Annotated in this window: 1 protein-coding gene; it reads right to left on the bottom strand. The window is 58.4% G+C overall.

Annotation, left to right across the window (positions count from 1 at the left end; translation table 11 throughout):
* Positions 1-435: hypothetical protein (locus tag EN738_RS35850; protein WP_189606181.1), on the bottom strand; the 435-nt coding region annotated here is incomplete at both ends.

The raw sequence follows: 435 nt of genomic DNA, 5'->3' as shown, positions 1-435 counted from the left end.
GGGTTTGTTGAAAGTGATCGATTCGAATGTCGGAATGAGGGAATCCGACGACAGCGTCAGTGTCGCGCCATTATCGCTCAGGGTCGCTTCATCGTCGGCATTGCTGGTTGTGATGACCCGGTCCGCAACGACACTGTTGTCGATGATCGGTTCAAGTCCGTCATAGTGGAGCACGACGCCGTCACGGATGATTGTTCCCGACGTCTGCCCGGTGGCCACATACTTCACCGAGGCGAAGGTGCCACCGTCGAGAACCATGCTGTCGAAGCCGGCATCGCCACCGGCCATGACGCCGCTCAACTTTCCGGCCGCACCAACAAAGAAGGTGTCCTCGTTGCCGGCTGAACCAATCAGGTTCTCGACCGTAACGAAGGACACCCCAGCAACATGACCCGAACCGTCGCCAGTAAGATGCCAATCGGTGTCCTGCGGAGG

Source organism: Mesorhizobium sp. M4B.F.Ca.ET.017.02.2.1, assembly GCF_003998955.1.
Classification (GTDB): Bacteria; Pseudomonadota; Alphaproteobacteria; order Rhizobiales; family Rhizobiaceae; genus Mesorhizobium; species Mesorhizobium abyssinicae.
This window is presented reverse-complemented; position numbering and strand designations above follow the sequence as displayed.